This is a genomic window from Kineococcus radiotolerans SRS30216 = ATCC BAA-149, from assembly GCF_000017305.1.
Classification (GTDB): Bacteria; Actinomycetota; Actinomycetes; order Actinomycetales; family Kineococcaceae; genus Kineococcus; species Kineococcus radiotolerans.
In genome coordinates, this window is record NC_009664.2 from 323,699 (window position 1) to 344,572 (window position 20,874).

At 76.3% G+C, this 20,874-nt stretch carries 19 protein-coding genes; 7 read left to right on the plus strand and 12 right to left on the minus strand.

The window, feature by feature from the left end:
- Positions 1–74 precede the first annotated feature (74 nt).
- Positions 75–797 (plus strand): SOS response-associated peptidase, encoded by a 723-nt coding sequence (locus KRAD_RS01550; RefSeq protein ID WP_041292509.1) that lies wholly within the window; start codon positions 75–77, stop codon positions 795–797.
- Positions 798–827: 30 nt separating this feature from the next.
- On the opposite strand, the gene KRAD_RS01555 is transcribed toward KRAD_RS01550, so the two are convergent.
- The 7 genes from KRAD_RS01555 to KRAD_RS01580 form a co-directional block, all read right to left on the minus strand.
- On the minus strand, positions 828–1,649 hold the full coding sequence (locus KRAD_RS01555; protein ID WP_011981473.1) for a DNA polymerase beta superfamily protein: 822 nt from the start codon (positions 1,647–1,649) through the stop codon (positions 828–830).
- Positions 1,650–1,692: 43 nt separating this feature from the next.
- Positions 1,693–2,643 carry a nucleoside hydrolase gene (locus tag KRAD_RS01560; protein WP_011981474.1) on the minus strand — a complete coding sequence of 317 codons (951 nt, stop codon included), beginning with the start codon at positions 2,641–2,643 and terminating at the stop codon, positions 1,693–1,695.
- 9 nt (positions 2,644–2,652) lie between these two features.
- Positions 2,653–3,483: a nitroreductase family protein gene (locus tag KRAD_RS01565; protein WP_011981475.1), complete on the minus strand. Its 831-nt coding sequence runs from the start codon at positions 3,481–3,483 to the stop codon at positions 2,653–2,655.
- A gap of 5 nt (positions 3,484–3,488) precedes the next feature.
- Entirely contained in the window at positions 3,489–3,803 is a 315-nt protein-coding gene (locus KRAD_RS01570) for a hypothetical protein (RefSeq protein ID WP_011981476.1), read from the minus strand.
- 34 nt (positions 3,804–3,837) lie between these two features.
- On the minus strand, positions 3,838–4,014 hold the full coding sequence (locus KRAD_RS24910) for a DUF1059 domain-containing protein (protein ID WP_011981477.1): 177 nt from the start codon (positions 4,012–4,014) through the stop codon (positions 3,838–3,840).
- A 150-nt stretch (positions 4,015–4,164) separates the two neighbouring features.
- Complete coding sequence (locus KRAD_RS01575; RefSeq protein ID WP_049821385.1) at positions 4,165–5,121, minus strand: TerC family protein; 957 nt, start codon at positions 5,119–5,121, stop codon at positions 4,165–4,167.
- Positions 5,122–5,322: 201 nt separating this feature from the next.
- Positions 5,323–6,546 carry a PucR family transcriptional regulator gene (locus KRAD_RS01580; protein ID WP_157873443.1) on the minus strand — a complete coding sequence of 408 codons (1,224 nt, stop codon included), beginning with the start codon at positions 6,544–6,546 and terminating at the stop codon, positions 5,323–5,325.
- A gap of 258 nt (positions 6,547–6,804) precedes the next feature.
- Between KRAD_RS01580 and KRAD_RS23840 the strand changes: the two genes are divergently transcribed.
- From KRAD_RS23840 to KRAD_RS01605, 4 genes are all read left to right on the plus strand, one after another.
- Positions 6,805–8,154, plus strand: a complete 1,350-nt coding sequence (locus tag KRAD_RS23840) for a M15 family metallopeptidase (protein ID WP_011981480.1) — start codon at positions 6,805–6,807, stop codon at positions 8,152–8,154.
- Positions 8,155–8,164: 10 nt separating this feature from the next.
- Complete coding sequence (locus tag KRAD_RS01595) at positions 8,165–8,965, plus strand: glycerophosphodiester phosphodiesterase family protein (protein ID WP_011981481.1); 801 nt, start codon at positions 8,165–8,167, stop codon at positions 8,963–8,965.
- Positions 8,962–10,338 carry an MFS transporter gene (locus KRAD_RS01600; protein ID WP_011981482.1) on the plus strand — a complete coding sequence of 459 codons (1,377 nt, stop codon included), beginning with the start codon at positions 8,962–8,964 and terminating at the stop codon, positions 10,336–10,338. The genes KRAD_RS01595 and KRAD_RS01600 overlap by 4 nt, the downstream gene beginning before the upstream one ends.
- Positions 10,339–10,495: 157 nt before the next feature.
- The gene (locus tag KRAD_RS01605; RefSeq protein ID WP_011981483.1) at positions 10,496–10,843 is read left to right on the plus strand and encodes an RNA polymerase-binding protein RbpA; all 348 of its coding nucleotides are present in this window, start codon (positions 10,496–10,498) and stop codon (positions 10,841–10,843) included.
- Positions 10,844–10,925: 82 nt separating this feature from the next.
- Here the strand turns inward: KRAD_RS01605 and KRAD_RS01610 are convergent, their stop codons facing one another.
- The 4 genes from KRAD_RS01610 to KRAD_RS01625 all read right to left on the minus strand — a co-directional run bounded on the left by KRAD_RS01610 (position 10,926) and on the right by KRAD_RS01625 (position 16,093).
- Positions 10,926–11,477, minus strand: a complete 552-nt coding sequence (locus KRAD_RS01610; protein ID WP_011981484.1) for an FxsA family protein — start codon at positions 11,475–11,477, stop codon at positions 10,926–10,928.
- On the minus strand, positions 11,474–13,255 hold the full coding sequence (gene lnt, locus KRAD_RS01615) for an apolipoprotein N-acyltransferase (protein WP_011981485.1): 1,782 nt from the start codon (positions 13,253–13,255) through the stop codon (positions 11,474–11,476). Before lnt ends, KRAD_RS01610 begins: the two co-directional genes overlap by 4 nt.
- Before the next feature lie 276 nt (positions 13,256–13,531).
- A complete protein-coding gene (locus KRAD_RS01620) occupies positions 13,532–15,175 on the minus strand; it encodes an amidohydrolase (RefSeq protein ID WP_011981486.1) in 1,644 nt (547 codons plus the stop codon).
- Positions 15,176–15,220: 45 nt separating this feature from the next.
- Positions 15,221–16,093, minus strand: coding sequence for an SCO4651 family lipoprotein (locus KRAD_RS01625; protein ID WP_011981487.1), 873 nt, complete (start codon positions 16,091–16,093; stop codon positions 15,221–15,223).
- A gap of 185 nt (positions 16,094–16,278) precedes the next feature.
- On the opposite strand from KRAD_RS01625, the gene KRAD_RS01630 reads away from it, so the two are divergent.
- Both KRAD_RS01630 and KRAD_RS01635 read left to right on the plus strand, forming a co-directional pair.
- Positions 16,279–17,205 carry a 5'-3' exonuclease gene (locus tag KRAD_RS01630; protein WP_041292514.1) on the plus strand — a complete coding sequence of 309 codons (927 nt, stop codon included), beginning with the start codon at positions 16,279–16,281 and terminating at the stop codon, positions 17,203–17,205.
- Positions 17,206–17,281: 76 nt separating this feature from the next.
- Positions 17,282–18,043, plus strand: coding sequence for a class I SAM-dependent methyltransferase (locus KRAD_RS01635; RefSeq protein ID WP_011981489.1), 762 nt, complete (start codon positions 17,282–17,284; stop codon positions 18,041–18,043).
- A gap of 34 nt (positions 18,044–18,077) precedes the next feature.
- On the opposite strand, the gene KRAD_RS01640 is transcribed toward KRAD_RS01635, so the two are convergent.
- The gene (locus KRAD_RS01640; protein ID WP_011981490.1) at positions 18,078–20,873 is read right to left on the minus strand and encodes a DEAD/DEAH box helicase; all 2,796 of its coding nucleotides are present in this window, start codon (positions 20,871–20,873) and stop codon (positions 18,078–18,080) included.
- Position 20,874: the final 1 nt, after the last annotated feature.

Consider the following 20,874-nt stretch of genomic DNA (forward strand, 5'->3'; position numbering starts at 1 on the left):
CCCGTCCGGCCGCGGGCTCCCGGGCCGCGAGCGCGCCCGTGCGCGGGGTCACGGGTGGGGGCACACTGCGGCGCATGTGTGGCCGCTACGCGCGCTCCCGACCCGACGACGAGCTCGTCGACCTCTTCGACGTCAGCGAGATCGTCGGCGACCCCCTGCCGGCCTCCTACAACATCGCCCCCACCCAGGACGCCCGCGTTGTCCTCGAACGGGCCCCGCGCGAGGACGCCGACGGCCCGGGGCCCGGTGGCGCCACCCGGCAGCTGCGCACCCTGCGCTGGGGCCTGGTGCCCGTCTGGGCCAAGGACGTCAAGATCGGCAACCGGATGGTCAACGCCCGGGTGGAGACCATCACCGAGAAGCCCTCGTTCAAGCGGGCCGCCGCCAAGCGGCGCCTGCTGGTGCCGGCCGACGGGTACTACGAGTGGGAGGAGCGCGAGGGCCGGAAGGTCCCGCACTTCCTGCACGCCCCCGACGGCGTCCTGGCCTTCGCCGGCCTGTACGAGCTGTGGCCGGACCCGGCCAAGGCCGAGGACGACCCCGACCGGTGGCTGTGGACGTTCACCATCCTCACCACCCGGGCCAGCGACGCCCTCGGCCACATCCACGACCGCACCCCCGTCATCGTCCCGCCGGACATGCGCGACGACTGGCTGGACCCCACCCTCACCGACCTGGACCTGGTCCGCCAGGTCCTCGACGCCGTCCCCGAGCCGCACCTGGAGACCCACGAGGTCTCCACCGCGGTCAACTCCCCGCGCAACGACTCCCCCGACCTGCTGGCCCCGGTCCCCTGACCCCGCCCGCGCCCCGGGCGCGGGCGGGTCTCAGCGGGCCCAGAACGCGCGGTGGGAACGCGTCAGCCAGTCGTCGACCCAGGCCCGGTCGCCGGACTCCGGCAGCGGGCTCGCGGCGGCCGCCGCGGCGAGGTCCGCCTCGAGGTCGGCCAGCCACGCCTCGACGTCGGCCCGGGCCCACTCCCCGCGGCGCACCGAGCGCAGGGCGTCGAGGTCGGGGCCCGGCACCGGCAGCGTGACGCGCCCGGTCAGCAGCAGCTCCAGCCCCTGGACCCCCAGCCGCAGCGCGTGCATCGCGGGCTTGGGGTCGTACCCCGGCCCGGACCGCCGGGCCCGGACGGCGGCGCGTCGACCGCGCTCACCGAGGAACGCCGCGCGCTGGGACCGCAGGTAGCCGAGGAACCGCCGTCCGGCGGCCCGGGAGGCGAACCGGGAGGCGTTCTCCCGCAGTTCCCGTCCGGCGTCGGTGACCCGGACGACCTCCTCGTCGGGGACCCACAGCGGCAGCAGGACCGTCGGGTTCCCCGCCAGCGCCAGGCGCGCCCACTTGCGGGCGCTGTACACCACGACGTCGAGGTCACCCGGGCCCGAGCGCTCGGCCAGCCCGCGGGGCCGGGCCCAGGCGGTGTGCAGCTCGTACTGCTCGAAGGGGATCTCCCGGCCACCGGGGGTCCGGACCCGGGCCAGGCCGGTGACGAACTCCGCCGGCTCCAGGCACAGGCCGAGCTCGTCGCGGTCGTCCTGGCCCTCGCCGGCGGTGCCGTGGACCCCGCTGCCGACCTGGGTCAGCAGCACGGTGCCGGCCTCGGCGAGGCGGCGCGCCTCCTCACCGGCGTGGGGGTGTCTGATCACGGGACGAGGGTACGAACCGGGACCGCCACCGCGCCAACGGGTTTCAGAGCGTCGACAACCTGGCCAGCAGCTGCCCGGCGAAGTCGCCGGGGACCTCCAGCGCCACCCGGGTGCCGTTCTCGTAGGTGCGGGGGTAGCCCTGGTAGCGGTCGCGCAGGTCCACGACGGTCTGCCCGCGCCCGGGCCCGTCGGTGTGGTCCACGACCACCGGGACCGTCGGCGCGAGGGCGAGGTCCACGTCGCCGGTCGCGACGGCCGCCGCCAGCGGGTCGTGCAGGACCGCGCACGGGCGGCCGTAGCGCTGGGCGTAGAACCCGAAGTAGTGGCCCAGCATCCGCGCGATCGCCACCGCGCCGGGCGTCCCCACCGCGAGCAGCGCCTGCCGGTGGGACTCCTCGAAGACGTGCTCCATCGTGACGTCCAGGCCGACCATGGTCAGGTCGAAACCCGCGGTGAACACGCGGTGCGCGGCCAGCGGGTCGTTGGCCACGTTCGCCTCGGCCACCGCCGACACGTTGCCCGGCGCCATCGCGGCCCCGCCCATGACGGTGAACCGCCCGACCAGTTCCGGCAGCCGGGGCTCGAGGTCGAGGGCGAGGGCGACGTTGGTGAACGGCCCGATCGCCAGCAGGTGCAGCTCGCCCGGGTGGGCCCGGGCCGCGTCCACGATGGCCTGCGCCCCGCTCGTCCCGGTCGGGGCGGCGGGCGAGCGCGGGAGCTCGACCTCACCGATGCCGTTGACCCCGTGGACCTCCGGCGCCCCGCCGGAGTAGGGGTGGTCGAGGAAGTCGTGCGCGCCGACGCTGACCGGCACCTCGGGGCGCCCCAGCAGGGCCAGCAGGTCCAGGGTGTTGCGGGCCCCGCCGGCGGCGTCGAGGTTGCCGCTGACCGTGGACACCCCGACCAGGTCGACCCCGGGGGTGGCGACCAGCCAGCCGATGGCCATGGCGTCGTCGATGCCGGTGTCGCAGTCGAGGAAGAGGGGCACGCTCACGGGCGCAGTCTAGGCGGGGGCCGGCCGGGGCCCGGGCGGGGTCCGGGCGGGGTCGTCCCAGCCGGTCTGCGGGGTGCGGCAGTCCTCGCGGAACACGAACTGCGACACCCGCCGGCGCTGCGAGCTCGACCAGTCGATGACCGGGCGACGGGCCTGCTCGGGCAGGTAGCCGATGCGGTAGACGGCCATCAGCTCCAGGTCGTCGGGCACCGCGAGCAGGTCGACGATCTCCTCCCAGGCCCCGGGCACCTCCATGGGGAAGCTCACGAACTGGATGCCCAGCCCCAGCTCGGTGGTCGTGAGCCAGAGGTTCTCCACCGCCGCGCCCATCGAGAACAGCGAGTAGAACCCCGACAGCTCACCGGGGCGGTACTCGGCCCGGTCGAGCATGACGCCCAGCAGCAGCGGCGAGCCCGCGACGAGCTTGCGGTTCTGCTCCCCCAGCGTCTGCGGCACCCGCAGCGCGTTGACGGCCAGCTGCCCCCGGCGGGTGAACACGCTGCGGGTGAAGGGCCGCAGCGGGGCGGGCAGCTTGTCGAAGAGCATCCCCGAGCGGGTCCGTTCCATCTCCTCGGCGCTGAAGCGGAAGTACCGCTTGTAGCGCTCGAAGAACGTCCCGTTGCCCATGGCCGTCGTCATCGACGCGCCGCTGATGCGGGCGACCCGTTCGATGGTGTCGCGGGACTCCACGAGCACGAAGCGCCACGGCTGGCTGTTCAGCTGCGAGGGCGCGCGGGCGGCGACCTCGACGAGGGTGCGCTGGTGCTCCGGGCTCACCGGGTCGGGCAGGAACGCCCCGTTGGTGGTGCGCCGGGCGGCGATGGCCTCACGCAGTTCCACGCCGCTCAGCTCGCCCGCAGCGCAGCGAGGTAGGCGGGGGCGGCCGTCCCCGCGATGACCGGGTGCCACCGCGAACGCGCCGACACGGCCGGGATGGCGCTCAGGGGCAGCGCGACGGGCAGCAGCCGCCAGAAGGCCGGGCGCCGGTGGCGGGCGAGCTCGGCCCCCGCGCCGGCGGTGAGGACGGCGGTCGCCATGTAGACGGCGTGGTGCACCCAGCGGGCGCCGGAGGTGTCCAGCACCCGCAGGGCGACGGAGGCCCCCAGGGCGCAGTTGAGCAGGTAGCCGGTGGCGGCGGCGGTCAGCAGCGGGGTGGGCACGGGCAGCAGTGGACCACGACGCTCCCGCGCCCGCTCAGGAGGCGTCGCGGATGGCGAGCAGCACGCGGCCCACGAGCTCGGCGGGCACCTCGCGCAGGCCGTGGTCGCGGCGGGCGTGACCGGCGACGTCGCGCAGGATGAGGTCGCTGTCGGGGCCGGTGAAGGTGCGGGCGCAGCCGGCGACGACGTCCCCGCAGGAGAAGTGCTTCACGGTGGTCCTCCGGGGGTGGCGTCGCGGGGCTGCGTCCCCGGTCGTCTCGACGCCCGGGGGCCGCGACCTGAGCCGGCGGGGCGGAGACCGCCCGGACGGCCGAACGCCCGCCCGCCCCGGAGGGGCGGACGGGCGGCGGGGGGAGGGACCTCAGTGCTTCTCGACCGGCTTCTCGACCGGTTCCTCGGCCGGCTCGCCGGGACCGTCGACCGGGTCCCCGTGCTCGGCCGGGGCGGGCCGGCGCAGGCTGAGCACGATCGCCAGCGTCAGCGAGACGACGATGACGCTCAGGCTGATCCAGGTCGGGATGTGCGGGATCGAGGGGCTGATGACCTCGTGGCCGGCCTGGAAGAACAGCTTCACGCCGATGAAGGCGAGGATGAAGGCCAGCGCCTTGCTCAGCAGGTGGAAGCGCTCGAGCAGCCCGGAGAGCATGAAGTACAGCGCTCGCAGACCCAGGATGGCGAAGGCGTTGGAGGAGTACACGATGAACATGTCGTCGGAGACGGCGAGCACGGCCGGGACGCTGTCGACGGCGAAGATCAGGTCGGCGGCCTCGATGGCCGCCACGACGGCGAGCAGCGGGGTGCCGTAGCGCTTGCCGGCTTCCTTGATGAAGAACTTGGTGCCGTGGTACTCGTCCTTGAGCGGGATGATCTTCTTGATCATGCGGACACCGATGTTCTTGCCCGGGTCCATGTCCTGGTCGTCGTCCTTGAGCATCTTCCACGCCGACCACAGCAGGATGGCGCCGAAGACGAAGAGGACGGCGGTGAAGCGCTCGACGACGGCCACGCCGACGCCGAGGAAGATGCCGCGGAAGAGCAGGGCGCCCAGAACGCCGAGGAAGAGCACGCGGTGCTGGTACTCGCGGGGCACCTTGAAGTAGGCGAAGATCAGCGCGAAGACGAAGAGGTTGTCCACGGACAGGCTCTTCTCGAGCAACCAGGCCGTGGTGTAGGCGGTGCCCGCCTCGGCCCCGTAGGCCCAGAAGATGATGCCGCCGAAGATCAGGGCCATCGTGACCCAGACGCCGCTCCAGATCGCGGCTTCCTTGAACTGGATGACGTGGGCGCCGCGGTGGCCCAGCAGGTCGATCGCCAGCATGACGATGACGACCACGCCAAGAGCCACCCACGCCCACAGCGGGACGTCGAGGTTCAGGTCCACTGCGTGCTCCAAGTGTGCGGAATTGGTGACGACGGGTGTCGTCTCCACCCATGGTGACTTCCGGGAGCTGGCAGTGCCCAGTCGACAGGAGGACGAGATGGGCGGCCGACCTTGCCGGGACCCGGCAACCTGGGCGGGTCAGCCCTCCCCGGGCCACCCCATGGCCCGTGCGGCCAGCACCGCCGCCTGCAGCCCGAACCGCTGCTCCGGGCGCGTCGCGTCGATGCCGGTGAGGTCGCGCACCCGGGCCAGGCGGTAGGTGACGGCCCGCACGGACAGGTGCAGCCGGCGCGCCGCCTCGGTGGCGTTGCCCCCGGAGTCCAGGTACGCCTCCAGGGTCACCAGGACCGGTTCGACCCCCCCGCGCACCTGCCGCAGCGGGGCCAGCGTCGACTCGACGAGGTCCCGGGCGACCGCGTGGTCGCGCAGCAGCACGTCGTGGACGAGCAGGTCCGCGGCGTCGGCCACCGGGTCGCGCCCGGGGTCGCCGGCTCCCAGCCGGGCCCCCAGGTCGAGGGCGCGGCGGGCCTGCTCGAAGGAGGCGACGACCCCGGAGCCCCCGGCCGCGGGTCGTCCGACCCCGGCGCGCCAGCCCGTGCGGTGCGGGGAGCCGAGCGCGTCGCGCAGCCGCAGGACGACCTCGTCGACGGCGGCCCGATCGGGGGCGGCGAAGACGACGACGAGGGCCCCGTCCTTGGTCGCCACCAGCGGGTCGGCGTCGGCGACGCCGCCGTGCAGGCGCCGCTCGACCGTGGCGACCTGGGCGCTGCCGTCGCGGAAGGGCGCACCGGCCCGCACGACGCAGACCGCGTGCGGGCCGGTGAGGTCGAGGCCGAACCGGGGGGCGCGCCGCAGCAGGCCGGTGACGTCGGCGGTGCCGGCGAGGAGGTCGTCGACGAACTCCCGGCGGTCGGACTCCTCCCGGCGCACGAGCTGGCGCCGGGCGAGCTGGTAGCCCTCGGTGAGGGCGGCCACGGCGTCGTCGCTGGCCCGCAGGACGACCTCGCCGGCGGTCACGACGCCCTCGGGGTCCCCGGCGGCGCCGGCGATGGGGGGCAGGTGGCGCCACAGCCGCCAGGCGGCGGAGAGGTAGAGGTCGAGCAGGGCGCGCAGCGCCACGCCCGAGGTCGCCGCCTTCCCCCCGACGTCCCGGTAGCGGGCGATGCGGGGCGCGGACAGCCGGCGGCCCTCGACGACGGCCCGCCAGACCGCGTCGAGGAAGTCGCCGAGCAGGGCGGGGTCGATGCCCCCCGCGTCCTGGGCCGCGGCCCGCGCCACGGCGTCGAGGCGGTCGGCGTCGGGCGCGTCGGGCGCGTCGGCGGGGCGGCCCGGGACGGGGAGGTCGGGCGGGGTCGCGGGCACCGCCGGATGATGGCACCGAGCGGCCCGGGAGGGTGCGGAACGTGGTGATCGACCAGCGCTGCGCGATGTGACCCTGGTCACGTTGGTCGTCCACACCTACGCGTTGCTGCTCGTGGTGCCGAGGTTGCGGGAGGTAGTCTCCGGCGCGACGGACCCGCACGGGTCCTCCACACGACCCGCGCCACCACCGACCGACCCGAACGCACCGGAAGCGAACGACCCGGGCCAACGCCCCCGACCGCACTGGACGTAGACGACGTGCCCCTCCCGCAGGCCAGCCCCGCCCGCCGCTCCCAGCGACTGCGCTCGACCCTGCTCCTGGCCGGAGCGGTGGTCGGCAGCGGCTGCCTGACGCTCGGGCTCGTCGCCCCGGCGTCCGCCGTCGTCGTGACCCCCGTCGCCGCCCCCGTCGCCGCGCCCGCCGCCCCCGCGGCCGTGGCCGCGGACACCCCCACCCCCGAGCAGCTCGCCGAGGCCCAGCGCCGGGCCGAGCGGTCCGCGGCGCAGGCCGCCCAGGCGCAGGTCGACCTGCAGGCCGCGCAGGCCCAGCTCGACGCGCTGGCGGCGCAGGCCAACGCCGCCCTGGAGACCTACCAGCAGGCGATGGAGGCCAAGGCGGCCGCCGAGCAGGAGGAGATCGCCCAGCACGCCCGCCTCGTCCAGGCCGAGGCGGTCCTGGCCGAGGGCAAGAAGGACCTCGGCCAGTGGGCCTCGGAGGCCTACCGCGGTGGCGGCACCCTGCAGGAGTACTCCGGCCTGGTGACCGTCCTGCAGGGCGGACCCACCGACGACACCGCCAGCACGCTGGCCTCGGTCAAGCGCATCGGCGACGGGCGCAGCAACGCCGTGGACGCCTACGAGGAGGCCCAGCGCGTCCAGGCCGACGCGACCCAGCGGGCCGCCGCCGCCGCGGCGGAGGCCCGCACCCAGGCCGACATCGCCACCGCCGCGAAGCAGCAGTCCGACGCCCTCGTCGCCCAGCAGCGCACCCAGGTCGGCGCGCTCGCCGCCCTGCAGGCCGCGGCCGCGGGCACGGCGACCTCCGACGCCGAGCGCGCCGCGAACCTCGCCGCGGCCAAGGCCCAGGCCGACGCGGCGGCCGCGGCCGCCGCTGCGGCCGCCGCAGCCGCGGCCGCCGCCGGCACCTCCGGCGGAGCCCCCGGGTACCGGGACTACGGCGCCGCCGGCAGCTGCACCGGGGCCTCGCTCTCCGGCTACGCCAACGGCCTGCTGCCCAGGAGCGCGCTGTGCCCGCTGTGGGGGGCGCCGAACCACATCCTGCGCTCCGACGCCGCCAACGCCTTCCAGGCTCTCAGCCAGGCCTACGCCGCGGAGTTCGGGGCCCCGATCTCGATCACCGACTCCTACCGGACCCTCGCCGAGCAGATCGACGTCAAGCAGCGCAAGCCCGGGCTCGCCGCGAAGCCGGGCACCAGCCGCCACGGGCTGGGCATCGCCGTCGACCTCGGCGGCGGCATCCAGAACGCCACCTCCGCCCAGCACCTGTGGATGGACCGCAACGCCGCCCTCTACGGCTGGATCAACCCCGCCTGGGCGCAGAACCGCGGCGGCCAGTTCGAGCCCTGGCACTGGGAGTTCACCGGCTGATGGTGCGCTGATGGTGCCCCGGCCGCCGGCCCGCACCGCGTTCTGCACCTGGCGGGGGCCGATCGCGATGGCCCACCGGGGGTTCGCCGCGACCCCGGAGCTGGCCGGGCTGGAGAACTCCCTGCCGGCCTTCGCCGCCGCCGTGGACCTGGGGTACCGCTACCTGGAGACCGACGTCCGCGCCAGCGCCGACGGGGTCCTCGTCGCCTTCCACGACGAACGGCTGGACCGGGTCACCGACGCCCGCGGCGAGCTCGCCGCCCTGCCCTGGTCGCGCCTGCGGGCGGTGCGCATCGCCGGGCGCGAACCCGTTCCCCGCCTCGAGGACGTCCTGGGGTCCTTCCCCGCGGCCCGCTTCAACCTCGACGTCAAGACCGCCGCGGCCGTCCCCGGCCTGGCGGAGGTGCTGCGGCGCACCCGCGCCCACGGCCGGGTCCTCGTCACCGCCTTCGCCGAGGACCGCCGCCGCGCCGCGCTCGCCGCCGTCGGCGGGGCCGAGGCGACCTCGGCGGGCTCGCGCGCCACCGCCCTCGCCCTGGCCGGGGTGAAGCTGGGGTCCGACGCCCTGGTGCGCCGGGCGCTGGCCGGGGTCGACGCCGTGCAGGTCCCCGTGCGCCACGGCGGGGTGGAGGTCGTCTCGCGGCGCTTCGTCGACGCCGTGCACCGCGCCGGAGCGCAGGTCCACGTCTGGACCGTCGACGACGCCCTCCAGGTGGGGGCGCTGCTCGACCTGGGCGTGGACGGGATCATCACCGACCGCGCCGACGTCCTGCGCGAGGTCCTGCTGGCCCGGGGGCAGTGGGTCTCGTGAGCCCGGGGCCCGAGGCCGTCGACGTCCGCTCCGCGGGACGCGCCCGCCGCTCCTGGTACGTCTACGACTGGGCCAACTCCGCCTTCGTCACCACGACGCAGACGGTGCTGTTCGCGCCCTACCTCACCGTCCTGGCCCGGCGGGCGGCGTGCCCCGAGGCGCCGGAGGGCTGCACCCGCACCCTCTCGGTCCTGGGGCTGCCGGTGGCGCCGGGGTCGCTGGCCCTCTACACGATCACCCTGGCCACGGTCCTCGCCGCGCTGGTGCTCCCCTTCGTCGGGGCCCTGGCCGACCGCAGCCGGCACCGGCACCGGCTGCTGGCGGGCTTCGCCTGGGTGGGGGCGGGGGCCGCCACCGCCATGGTGGCCATGGGCGGGGACCGCTGGTGGCTCGGCGTCCTGCTGGCCCTGGTCGCCGTGGTCAGCCTGGTCTGCTCGATGGTCGTCAACGACGCCCTGCTCTGCGACGTGGCCGCCCCCGAGGACCGCGACCGGGTCTCCTCGCGGGGGTGGGCGGCGGGCTACCTCGCCGGGTTCCTGCTGCTGGCCCTCAACCTGCTGCTGGTCTCCACCCCGGCCACCTTCGGCCTCGACGACGAGTGGGCCGTGCGGGTCTCGCTGGCCTCCGCGGGGCTGTGGTGGGGGCTGTTCACCATCGTCCCCTTCGTCGGCCTGCGGCGGCTGCCGCCGCGTCCCGTCCTGGACCTCGCCCCCGGCGCGCACGGCTCCCCCGCGGCCCCCGTCCGGCAGCTGGTCGCCACGCTGCGCGGGCTGCGCCGGTACCCGCAGGTGCTGCGGTTCCTGCTGGCCTACCTGGTCTTCAACGACGGCATCCAGACGGTGATCGCCGCGGCGAGCGTCTACGGCCAGGAGGAGCTGGGCTTCGACCAGCCGCAGCTGCTGACCACCGTCCTGCTCGTCCAGGGCGTCGCCTTCGGCGGGGCGCTGCTGTTCGGGCGCCTCGCGGGCACCTTCGGGGCCCAGCGCACCATCACGGGCGGTCTGGGGTTGTGGATCGTCGTGGTGCTGGGGGCCTTCGCCGTCCCGCGCGGGGCGTTCGGCACCTGGCTGGTCCTGGCCGTCCTCATCGGCCTGGTCCTCGGCGGGACGCAGGCGCTGGCGCGCTCCCTCTACAGCCGGCTGGTGCCGGTGGGGGCGGAGGCGGAGTACTTCAGCCTGTACCAGGCCGGGGAGCGCGGGACGAGCTGGCTGGGCACCCTCGCCTTCGGGTTGGTGGCCCAGCTGAGCGGGTCCTACCGCCCCGCGCTGCTGGCCCTGCTGGCCTTCTTCGTGGTGGGCGCGCTGCTCCTGTCGAGGGTCGACGTCGAGGCCGGGGTTCAGCAGGCACACCGAGGTACCGATCCAGTACGTTGAGTAACTAGTCAACTTCGCTGCGCACACGACCTCCACACTCCGGTGGTGCAGGTCACGGAACAGCGGGGGTCGTCACGGCGTTCAACCATCGAGTCCCTTCCACTCCCCGGGCCACCGCGGGAGGCAGCCGTGACGGAGGGGACGGTGGGGAGGTCACATGAGCGAGCGCAACCTGCGAGGGTCCCGCCTGGGGGCCGCGAGCCTCGAGAGCGAGTCCGGTGTCGAACCGGCCGAGCGCCAGATGGTCACGTACAACTGCCCCGAGGGGCACACCGTCGTGGTCCCGATGTCGCTCGAGGCCGACGTGCCTCCGTTGTGGGAGTGCCGGTGCGGGGCCGAGGCCCTGCGCGCCGACACCGACGCACCGGAGAGGAAGGCCGGCAAACCGGCGCGCACGCACTGGGACATGCTCCTGGAGCGGCGCACCATCGCCGAGCTCGAGGTGCTGCTCGACGAGCGGCTCGAGCTGCTGCGCAGCCGTGAGCTGATCAAGCGCAGCGCCTGATCCGCGAGACACCGAGGCCGGTCCACCACCTGGTGGGCCGGCCTCCGTGCTGTCCCGGCCCGTACCGCCCGGGCCCGGGCGGTCAGCGGCCCAGCGCCCGCGGGTCCTCCACGACCTCCCCGTCCACGACCTCCCCGTCCACCACGTCGTCGCCGGTCACGACGTCACCGGTCACGACGCGGCCCCCGCCCGCGCGGACCAGGCCCTCGACCCGGTGCCGCACCAGGCGCGCGAACGAGCGGCGCAGCAGGCGCCGGGTGGGGGGGAAGAGGCACAGCAGACCCACCACGTCGCTGATCGGGCCCGGCAGGACGAGCAGCGCACCCCCGAGGCCCACCAGCACGGCGTTGCCCACGGCCCCCGGTCGCCGGGCGGGCGCGGACCCGCCGAACGGCCCCGCCGGCCCCTGCCGCAGCGCCTCCAGGGCCTCCCGCCCGGCCCGGCGCAGCACGAGCGCACCGGCGGCGGTCTCCACCAGGAGCAGGGCCAGGACCCAGCCGCCCCCGGCCAGGTGGGCCAGCTGCACCAGCAGCCAGACCTCCACGACCAGCAGCAGGAGCGCACCGGCGGGGACCCACGCCCAGCGCCGCCGCCCCGCCGCACCCCCGCGCCGCGGGGCCGGCCGGGCGCTCACGCCGGCACCGGGTCGCCCGCGGGCGCGCTCGGGACCGTCCGCCGGCCCCCACCGCGCCCACCGCGCCGGTCCGGCCGCTGCCCGCGGCGGGCGGTGAGCAGCAGCAGCAGCGCCAGCCCGGTCAGGACCTGCTCGGGCACCGCCCCGACCCGCGTCGCGACCGTCTCGGTGGAGCGCAGCGCCACGTCGCCCTGGAGGACGTCGCGGGTGAAGAGCGTGGTCTCGTCGTGGGCCGTCCCGTCGGGACCGATGATCGCGCTGACGCCCACGGTGGAGATCTGCACCACCGCCCGGCCGGACTCCACCGCCCGCAGCCGGGACATCGCCAGCTGCTGCACGGCCTCGTCGGAGTAGCCGAACGTCGCGTTGTTGGTCTGCACCACCAGGAACTGCGCCCCGGCGCGGACGGAGTCGCGCACGGTGTCGTCGAAGGCGACCTCGAAGCAGATGACGTCCCCGATCCGCACCCCGTTCGCCCGCAGCAGCCCCACGTGGTCGCCGTGGACGAAGTCGCGCGGGACGAGGTCCACCTTGTCGCTGAACCGGCGGAAGAAGGACCGGTGGGGCATGTACTCCCCGAAGGGGGCCGGGCGCTGTTTCACGTAGTGGCGGCTGTCGTCCTCCCGGGCCCCGGACAGCCCCTCCTGCGGGGTCACCACGAGCCCGGTGTTGGAGACGTAGCGCCCCGGGCCGTCGAGCACCGCGCCGACCAGGACCGGCACCCCGATCGCGGTGGCGGTGGACTCGATGACCCGGCGGGCGTCGGCGTTCTCGTAGGGGTCGATGTCGCTGGAGTTCTCCGGCCACAGGACCAGGTCCGGCTGCGGGGCGGTCCCGGCGGCGACCTGCTCGGCCAGCGCCCGCGTCGCGGCGGCGTGGTTGTCCAGCACCGCGCGCCGCTCGGCGTTGAACTCCAGCCCCGCCTGCGGCACGTTCCCCTGCACGGCCGCGATCCGCGTGGTGCCGTCCTCGGCGCCGGTGGGGCGCGGGACGAGAGCGCCCGCGGCGGTGACCAGGACCGCGACCAGCAGGGACACCACCGCCGGGCGCACGCGCGGGACCCCGCGGGCCGCGCCCGGCGGGGCGGGCAGCCGGAGCAGGGCCAGGACGGCACCGGCCAGGCAGGCCCCGGCCAGCGCGACGCCGAAGGTGACGGCCGGGGACCCGCCCAGGGCCGCGAGCCCCAGGGTGGGGGCGTCGGCCTGGGAGAAGGCGAGGCGTCCCCAGGGGAAGCCCTCGAAGGGGACCCGCGCGCGGGCGGCCTCCAGGGCCACCCAGCCGGCGGCCACCGCGAGCGGGGCCAGCCCCCCGCGGGCGCGCTGCAGGCGCGGCAGGCAGGCGCCCAGGACGGCGTAGAAGAGGGCGCAGACCACCGTCAGCGCCGACCACGGCAGCAGCCCGACGTAGGTGCCGCTCCACTCCAGGTGGGGGAACATGAAGGCGGTGCCGAAGAGGAAGCCGGCGAGCAGGCCGCGCCGGGCCCGGACCCCGTGGGTGGCCAGGCTCAGCAGGGCGGCGCCGACGATCGCCGTGGGCCACCAGCCCGCGGCGGAAGCGGCGCCGGGGAAGGCCGCCCAGGTGGCCACCCCGCCCAGGACGGCCAGCAGCAGGCCGACCGGCAGCGCGGCGGGGGCGGGTTCAGCCGGACGCGGTCGCACCAGACGAGGGTAAGCGCTGCGGCGCCGGCGCGGGCCGGGGGTCGCCCGGGACGCCGGCGACGCCGCCGAACTGCATCGAGCCCGCGCGCCCGTCGTGCCGCCACGCGCCCCGTCGGCCACGAGGTGCGTGCCGTTGTCTAGGGGCGCGCGGACTCGACCCGTCCACCCCGACCGGTGACGCGCCCCACGCGTGGTCGCAGGTGGTGCGGCTGCGACAGCGGTGGCGCGGCGTACCGGTCGGTCTTCCCGTCGTGGACTGCAGATCAGAAGCTACTCAGCCGATGCCCACTGTCAACCTGCCGTTGACCTGCGACGACGCGCAACGCGGCAGGTCAGGGCGGGGGCACGCAGCGTGATCGACGATCACGGAACGGCGTGTCGTCCGGCGTGTCGCGGTCAGCGCGCGCCGCGGAGGTCGTCGTGCACCACCACGCCGTCCACCACCGTCCGGCGGCACACCGGCTCCGGTGCCCCCGGGCCGAGGTCGGGCAGCCCCGGGGTGCCCGAGCGGGCGTCGGTGCTCCACCCCGACAGCCGCCGGTCGGGGGCCTGCACGACGAGGTCGGCCACGTCCCACACCGCGTACGTCGCCGGCGCGCCCGGGCGCAGCACGCCGGGGTGGCCCAGCCCGGCGAGGCGGTGGCCGCCGCGGGTGTGGGCCAGGAACGCCGCCCGCACCGACACCGCGCGCTCCTCGTCGGGGGGGAAGCCCGCCGCCCGCACCGCGGCCCAGGGCGCGAACGGGGTCACCGGGGTGTCCGACCCCAGCGCCAGCGGGACCCCCGCCGCGGCGAGCGCCGCGAACGGGTGCGCGCCCCGCCGCCGCTGCGGGCCCAGCCGGCTCTCGTAGAGGCCCCCCGGTGCGCCCCAGTGCGCGTCGAAGGCCGGCTGGGTGCTGACCGAGGTGCCGAACCGGGCGAAGGCGGCCACCACGTCGGCGTCGGCGAGCACGGCGTGCTCCACCCGGTGCCCGGCCGAGGCCAGGGCGGGCACGCCCAGGTCGGCCGCCACGGCCTCCAGCGCCTCGACGACCACGGCCAGGGCGGCGTCGCCGATGGCGTGGAAGGCGGCCTGCACCCCGGCGCGGGTGCAGGCGTGCAGGTGCCCGGCGACGGCGGCCGCGTCCAGGTGCAGCGACCCGCGCTCGCCCGGGGCGTCGGCGTAGTCGGCCCGCAGCGCCGCGGTCCGCGACCCCAGCGCCCCGTCGACGACGAGGTCCCCGCCCAGGCCCGCGACCGCGGCCCCCCCGGCCGCGGCCCCCGCGAGGACGGCGCGGGCCTGCTCGGGGTCCTCGACGCGCTCGGCGAGGTACCCCACGACGTCGGGCAGCGCCTCCGCTCGCGACAGCGCCTGCAGGGCGGCGAGGTCGCCGGGCGGGGCCAGCCAGCGACCGGACATCTCGTGCACGGTGCCGATCCCCGCGGCCGCCGCGGCCTCCAGGGCGGCCCGGCGGGCCGCCTGGGCGGCGGTGGGGCTCAGCGCGGCCCAGCGGGCGTCCAGGGCGGCGTGGTGGGCCGCGGTGCGCACCCGGCCGTCCTCGTCCCAGCCCGCCAGCCCCCGCAGCCCCGCCGCCTCGGCCAGCGCGGAGGTGACGAGCGCGCTGTGGCCGTCGACGCGGGAGAGGACGACGGGCGCGCCCCCCGCCGCGCGGTCGAGCTCGGCGCGGGTGGGGACCCCGTCCCCGGCCGGCCAGCGGGACTCGTCCCAGCCGAACCCGGCGAGCAGCTCCCCCGGCCGGGCCCGCGCCGCGACGGCGTCGAGCAGCTCGGTGCGGCTGCGGACGGCGGAGAGGTCGAGCCCGGTGCGCCGCAGACCGGTCTCGGTGAGGTGGACGTGGGCGTCGACGAAGGCGGGGGTGACGAGCCGGCCCTCGAGGTCGACGACCTCGTCGCCCTCGCGCGTCCACGCCGAGGCGGCCTCGTCGGGCCCCACCCAGGCCACCGTGGAGCCCTCCACGAGCATGGCGGTGGCGAAGGGATCGGCGGGTGAGTACACGGCCCCGCCGCGGTAGAGGCGTCGGGTGCCGGCGGGAGGTTCCACGCGGGGCAGCGTAGGAGCCGCCCCGCGCGGGCCCTCGGGCAGGGCTCAGGCGCCGGCGGTCGCCGGTTCCTGCGCCGCGGCGTCGGGCGAGACCGCCGCCCCCAGGCCGGGCAGCTCGCCGACCGTGGCCGGGTCCGGAGCGGTGACGTCGACGTCGCTGCCCCAGTCGTAGAAGTCCATCGAGACCTCCACCGTCGAGCCCTCGACGGTGAACTCCTGAGTCATGCGGACCGGGCGGTTCTCCTCGTCGACGAAGAGCGTGAACGGGATGGTGCCCAGCTCCGCCGCCGCGGCCCTCGCCTCCTCGGTCTGCTGCTCGGCCGGGGCCAGCGACAGGGCCTCGACCGCGTCGATGGTGCCGGCGTAGCCCTCGGCCTCAACCCCGCGGATGGTCTGGGGCTCGACCTCGCGCACGTCCTCGGCCACGCCCCGCAGCTGCTCGAGCTGGCGGGAGGGGTCCACCGCGGAGGTGTCGAGCCCGGTGGCGCCCAGCTGCTCCAGCGGCACCCGGGCCCAGCGGCCCTCGGCGGTCAGCGGCGCCCCGGAGAGGTACGCGACCTCGTCGGCCACGCGCACGGTGAGCTTCGAGCCGCCGGCCTCGGCGGGCAGCGCCACCGTCGCCTCGAAGGCGCCGGTCGCGGCGTCGAAGGCGCCGTCGGCGGTGACGCTGGCGGCGGCGGCCTCGCCCGTCCCGGTGGTGGTGAGCGAGAACCTCGCGCTCCCCTCCTCCTGGGACTGCTGCGAGGACGCCTGCACGACCTCGAAGGCGCTCAGCTCGGTCGCGGGCGAGGCGGAGGTGCTCGTGCCGGCGGCGGTGTCGTCCCCCCCGCCGCAGGCCCCCAGGCCCAGGGCGAGGACGGCGACCCCGCTGACGGCGAGCGCGCCGATCCGACGACGGCGCCGGGTGGTGGTGTTCATGGAAGGTCCCCCCTGGTCGGGCTGTGTCGTGCGTGTGGATCCGTTGGCCACTGTCACAGCATGCGCTCCCGCGCGCCCGCGGGCGTCCCCCGTCCGGACCGAACCTGCACACCATCCGTCGGACCTGCGCACCTGCGAGGATCCCCCTCGTGCCGCAGCCACCCGCCCCGACGCCCGGCCGCCTGATGCTGCTGGACTCGGCGTCGCTGTGCTTCCGCGCCTTCCACGGGGTCCCCGAGTCCCTCACCGCCCCCGACGGGACCCCCGTCAACGCCGTGCGCGGCTTCCTCGACGCGATCGCCCACCTGGTGGCGACCCACGCCCCGACCCGGCTGGTGGCCTGCTGGGACGACGACTGGCGCCCGGCCTTCCGGGTGGCGGCGCTGCCCTCCTACAAGGCGCACCGGGTCTCGCCCGACGGCGGGGAGGAGACCCCGGCCGCGCTGCCGGCGCAGGTCGACGTCGTCGTCGAGGTGCTCGCCGCCCTCGGCGTGGCCCGCGTCGGCGCCCCCGGCTACGAGGCCGACGACGTGATGGCCACGCTGACCGCGCGCGCGAGCACGGGCAGCGCCTCCCGCCCCGGGGTCCCCGTCGACGTCGTCACCGGCGACCGGGACCTGTTCCAGCTCGTCGACGACGCCGCGGGGGTGCGGGACGTGTACTGCGGGAAGGGGGTGCGCCGGGCCGACCTCGTCGACCAGGCCTGGCTGGCCGCCCGGTACGGGGTCGCCTCCGGCGCGGCCTACGCCGACGTCGCGGTCCTGCGCGGCGACCCCTCCGACGGGCTGCCCGGGGTCGCGGGCATCGGGGAGAAGACCGCGGCCGCCCTGGTCGGCCGCTACGGCGACCTCGCCGGGGTGCTGGCCGCGGCGCAGGACCCCGCCTCGGACCTGCCCCCCGCGCAGCGCCGCAGGCTGCTCGGGGCCGGTGACTACCTCGCCGCCGCCCCCGTCGTGGTCGCCACCGTCCGCGACGTGCCGCTGCCCGAGGTCGACGACGCCCTGCCGCGCGAGCCCGCCGACCCCGCCGCCCTGGAGGAGCTGGTCCGGCGATGGGGGGTGGGGTCCAGCGTGCAGCGGGTGCTCACCGCCTTCACCGGCGCTCCCGCCTGATCGCGTCCCGCGCCGCGCCGCGCCGCGGGCCGGGCGGGGGCTGTCCGCGCCCCGGTGCGCGGACGTACGGTCAGGCATGGGCTTCGACGTCGTCGCCGCCGACTACGACTGGTTCATGGGCCGGTTCGCGGTGCCGCTGGCCGCCCGGATGGTCGAGCACCTGGACCCCGCGCCCGGCGAGCGCGCCCTCGACGTCGGCTGCGGGCCCGGGGCGCTGGCCGCCGCGCTGGTCCAGCGCCTGGGGGCGTCGGCCGTCGCCGCCGTGGACCCCTCGCCGCCGTTCGTGGCGGCCGCCGCGGCCCGCCTGCCCGGGGTGGACGTGCGGATCGCCGCGGCGGAGCTGCTGCCCCACGACGACCACGCCTTCGACCTGACCGCGGCGCAGCTGGCGGTGCACTTCATGACCGACCCGGTGGTGGGGATCGCCGAGATGCGCCGGGTCACCCGCCCCGGGGGCCGGGTCGCGGCCACCGTGTGGGACTACGGCGGCTCCCGCAGCCCGCTGACGACGTTCTGGACCGCGGTGCACGACCTCGACCCCGCCGCCCGGGGCGAGACGGGCCGGGCGGGAACGGTGCGCGGCCAACTCGGTGAGCTGTTCCGCGCCGCGGGCCTGGTGCCGTCGGTCGAGGACGAGCTCGAGGTGCGGGTGCGCTACGACTCCTTCGCCGAGTGGTGGGAGTCCTACGCGCGCCGCGTCGGGCCGGCCGGGGACCACGTGGCCCGCCTGGGACCCAGCGCCCGGGAGGCGCTGCGCCGCCGCTGCGCGGACCTGCTGCCCCGCGACGGCGGGTTCGACGTGGCCGCCACGGCGTGGCTGGTCGTGGCCGGGCGCTGAGCGCCCGCGACCGGCCCCGCCGGGGCGGGTGGGCTCAGGTGAGGGAGGTGTGGGCGACGACGCCGCGGCGCACCGCGTCGACCCCGGCCCGGGCCGCGGACCGCACCCCCGGGTCGGTGGAGGCCGCCCCGACCTGGTCCAGCAGGTCCACCAGCTGCTTGCAGCGGCGCACGAAGTCACCCGCGGCGAGGTCGGCCTCGCGCAGCACCTCGTCGAGGCGGTGGCCGCTGGCCCAGCGGTGCACCGCCCACGCCAGCCCCGGGTCCGGTTCACGGGTGGCGGGCACCTTGTGGTGGTCCTCGCGGTCGGTGAGGTCGCTCCACAGCCGGTGCGTGGTGGCGATCGCCGCCTCGGCGCGCCGCGGGATGCGGTCCGGGCGCCCGCCCTCGTCGCGGCGGGACTCGTGCACGAGCGTGGAGACCGCCGCGGCGAGGTCGGCGGGGCTCAGCCCGCTCCACGCGCCGTGGCGCAGGCACTGCGCCACGAGCAGGTCGGTCTCGGCGTTGATGCGCCGCAGGGTCCGGCCCTCGTCGGTCACCGACAGCCCGTCGGCGCTGAGGTAGCCCAGCTCCGCCAGCAGGTCGCAGACCCGGTCGAAGGTGCGGGCGATGGTGCCGGTGCGGCCCTCGATCTTGCGCTGCAAGCCCTGGGTGTCGCGGCGCAGCTTCTCCTCGCGCACCGCCCAGCGGGCGTGCTCCTCGCGCTCGGAGCAGCCGTGGCAGGGGTGGGCGCGCAGGCGCTCGCGCAGCGCCTGCAGCTCCCGGTCCTCCGCCGCGGTGGAGGTCCGCCGCTGGCGGGGCACGTCGCCGCCGCCGACCTCGGCGAGCGCGTTGCGCAGCGAGGAGGCCAGGTCGCGGCGCTCCTGCGGGGAGCGCCAGTTGAAGTCCTTGGGGATCCGCACCCGCGTCACCGGCTCCACGGGGCCGGAGAACTCGTCGGTGTCGATCGTGCGCACCTGCCGGTCCTGGCTGAGGATGCGCGGGGAGGGCCCGTCGAAGCCCTTGCCGGGGACGAGGTCCAGGACCACGCCGAAGGTCGAGCGCCGCCCGCCCGGCAGCTTGACGACGTCACCGCGGGAGAGGTTGCCGACCGAGGCCCGCGCCTCGCTGCGCCGGGAGGCCGCCCCGGAGCGGGAGAGGTCCTTCTCCCGCTCGGTGATGGCCTGGCGGATCGCGAAGTACTCCCCGAAGTCGCCCAGGTGGCAGGTCATCGCCTGCTGGTAGCCGCGCAGGGCCTCCTGCTGGTTCTTGATCTGCTGCGCCTGCCCGACGACGGCCCGGTCGGCCTGGAACTGCGCGAAGGACGTCTCCAGGATGTCGCGGGCGCGTTCGCGCCCGACCTGCTCGACGAGGTTGACGGCCATGTTGTAGGTGGGGCGGAAGCTGGAGCGCAGCGGGAAGGTGCGTCGCGACGCCAGCCCGGCGACGGCCTCGGGGTCGGTCTGCTGCGACCACAGCACCACGGCGTGGCCCTCGACGTCGATGCCGCGGCGGCCGGCGCGGCCGGTGAGCTGGGTGTACTCCCCCGGTGTCACGTCGACGTGGGTCTGCCCGTTCCACTTCACCAGCCGTTCCAGCACGACCGAGCGCGCGGGCATGTTGACGCCCAGGGCGAGGGTCTCGGTGGCGAACACGGCCTTGACCAGCCCGGCGGCGAAGAGGTGCTCGACGGTCTCCTTGAACACCGGCAGCAGCCCGGCGTGGTGGGCGGCGAGGCCCCGTTCGAGGCCCTCCAGCCACTCCCAGTAGCCCAGGACGGCGAGGTCGGAGCTGGGGATCTCCGCGCAGCGCTCCTCGGCGACCGCGCGGATCCGGCGGCCCTCCTCGGGCGTGGTCAGCCGCAGGCCCCAGGCCACGCACTGCTCCACGGCCGCGTCGCAGCCGGCGCGGCTGAAGATGAACGTGATCGCCGGCAGCAGGCCCGCGGCGTCGAGGGTGTCCAGGATCTGCGCGCGCGAGGCCGGGCGCCCGATGCCGGGGGGGCGGGAGCCCCCCGGGCCCGGCCGCTGCTGCCCGCGGCGGCGGCCGCGGCCCCCCGGCCCGGCGAGGCGGTCGGTGCGCAGCTGCTGGCGCGACATCGCCACCAGCTCGGGGTTGACGATCGCGCCGGGCACCAGGGACCCCTCGTCGCCCTCCAGCGGGTCGCCGTCGGGGTCGGTGAACAGGTCGTACAGCCGCGTGCCCACGGCCAGGTGCTGCCACAGCGGCACCGGCCGGTGCTCGGAGACGACGACCTCGGTGTCGCCGCGGACGGTGTCCAGCCAGGCGCCGAACTCCTCCGCGTTGCTGACCGTCGCCGACAGCGACACCACGAGGACGTCGGCGGGCAGGTGGATGATGACCTCCTCCCACACCGCCCCGCGGGAGCGGTCGGCGAGGTAGTGCACCTCGTCCATGACGACGTAGCCCAGGCCGTCGAGCAGGGAGCTGCCCGCGTAGAGCATGTTGCGCAGGACCTCGGTGGTCATGACCACGACGGGGGCCTCGCCGTTGACGGAGTTGTCGCCGGTGAGCAGCCCGACCGCGCCGGGGCCGTGGCGCTCGACGAGCTCGGTGTACTTCTGGTTCGACAGCGCCTTGATGGGGGTCGTGTAGAAGGCCTTGCGCCCGGTCCGCAGGGCCAGGTGGGCCGCGAACTCCCCCACGACCGTCTTCCCGGCCCCGGTGGGGGCGGCGACGAGGACGCCGCGGCCGGCTTCGAGGGCCCGGCAGGCCTGCAGCTGGAAGCCGTCCAGCTCGAACCCGACCGTGTCGGCGAACTGCGCCAGCTCGGTCTTGGAGTCCTCGGTGCGGCGGCGCGCTGCCGCGTAACGTTCCGCGGGGCTGGCCATG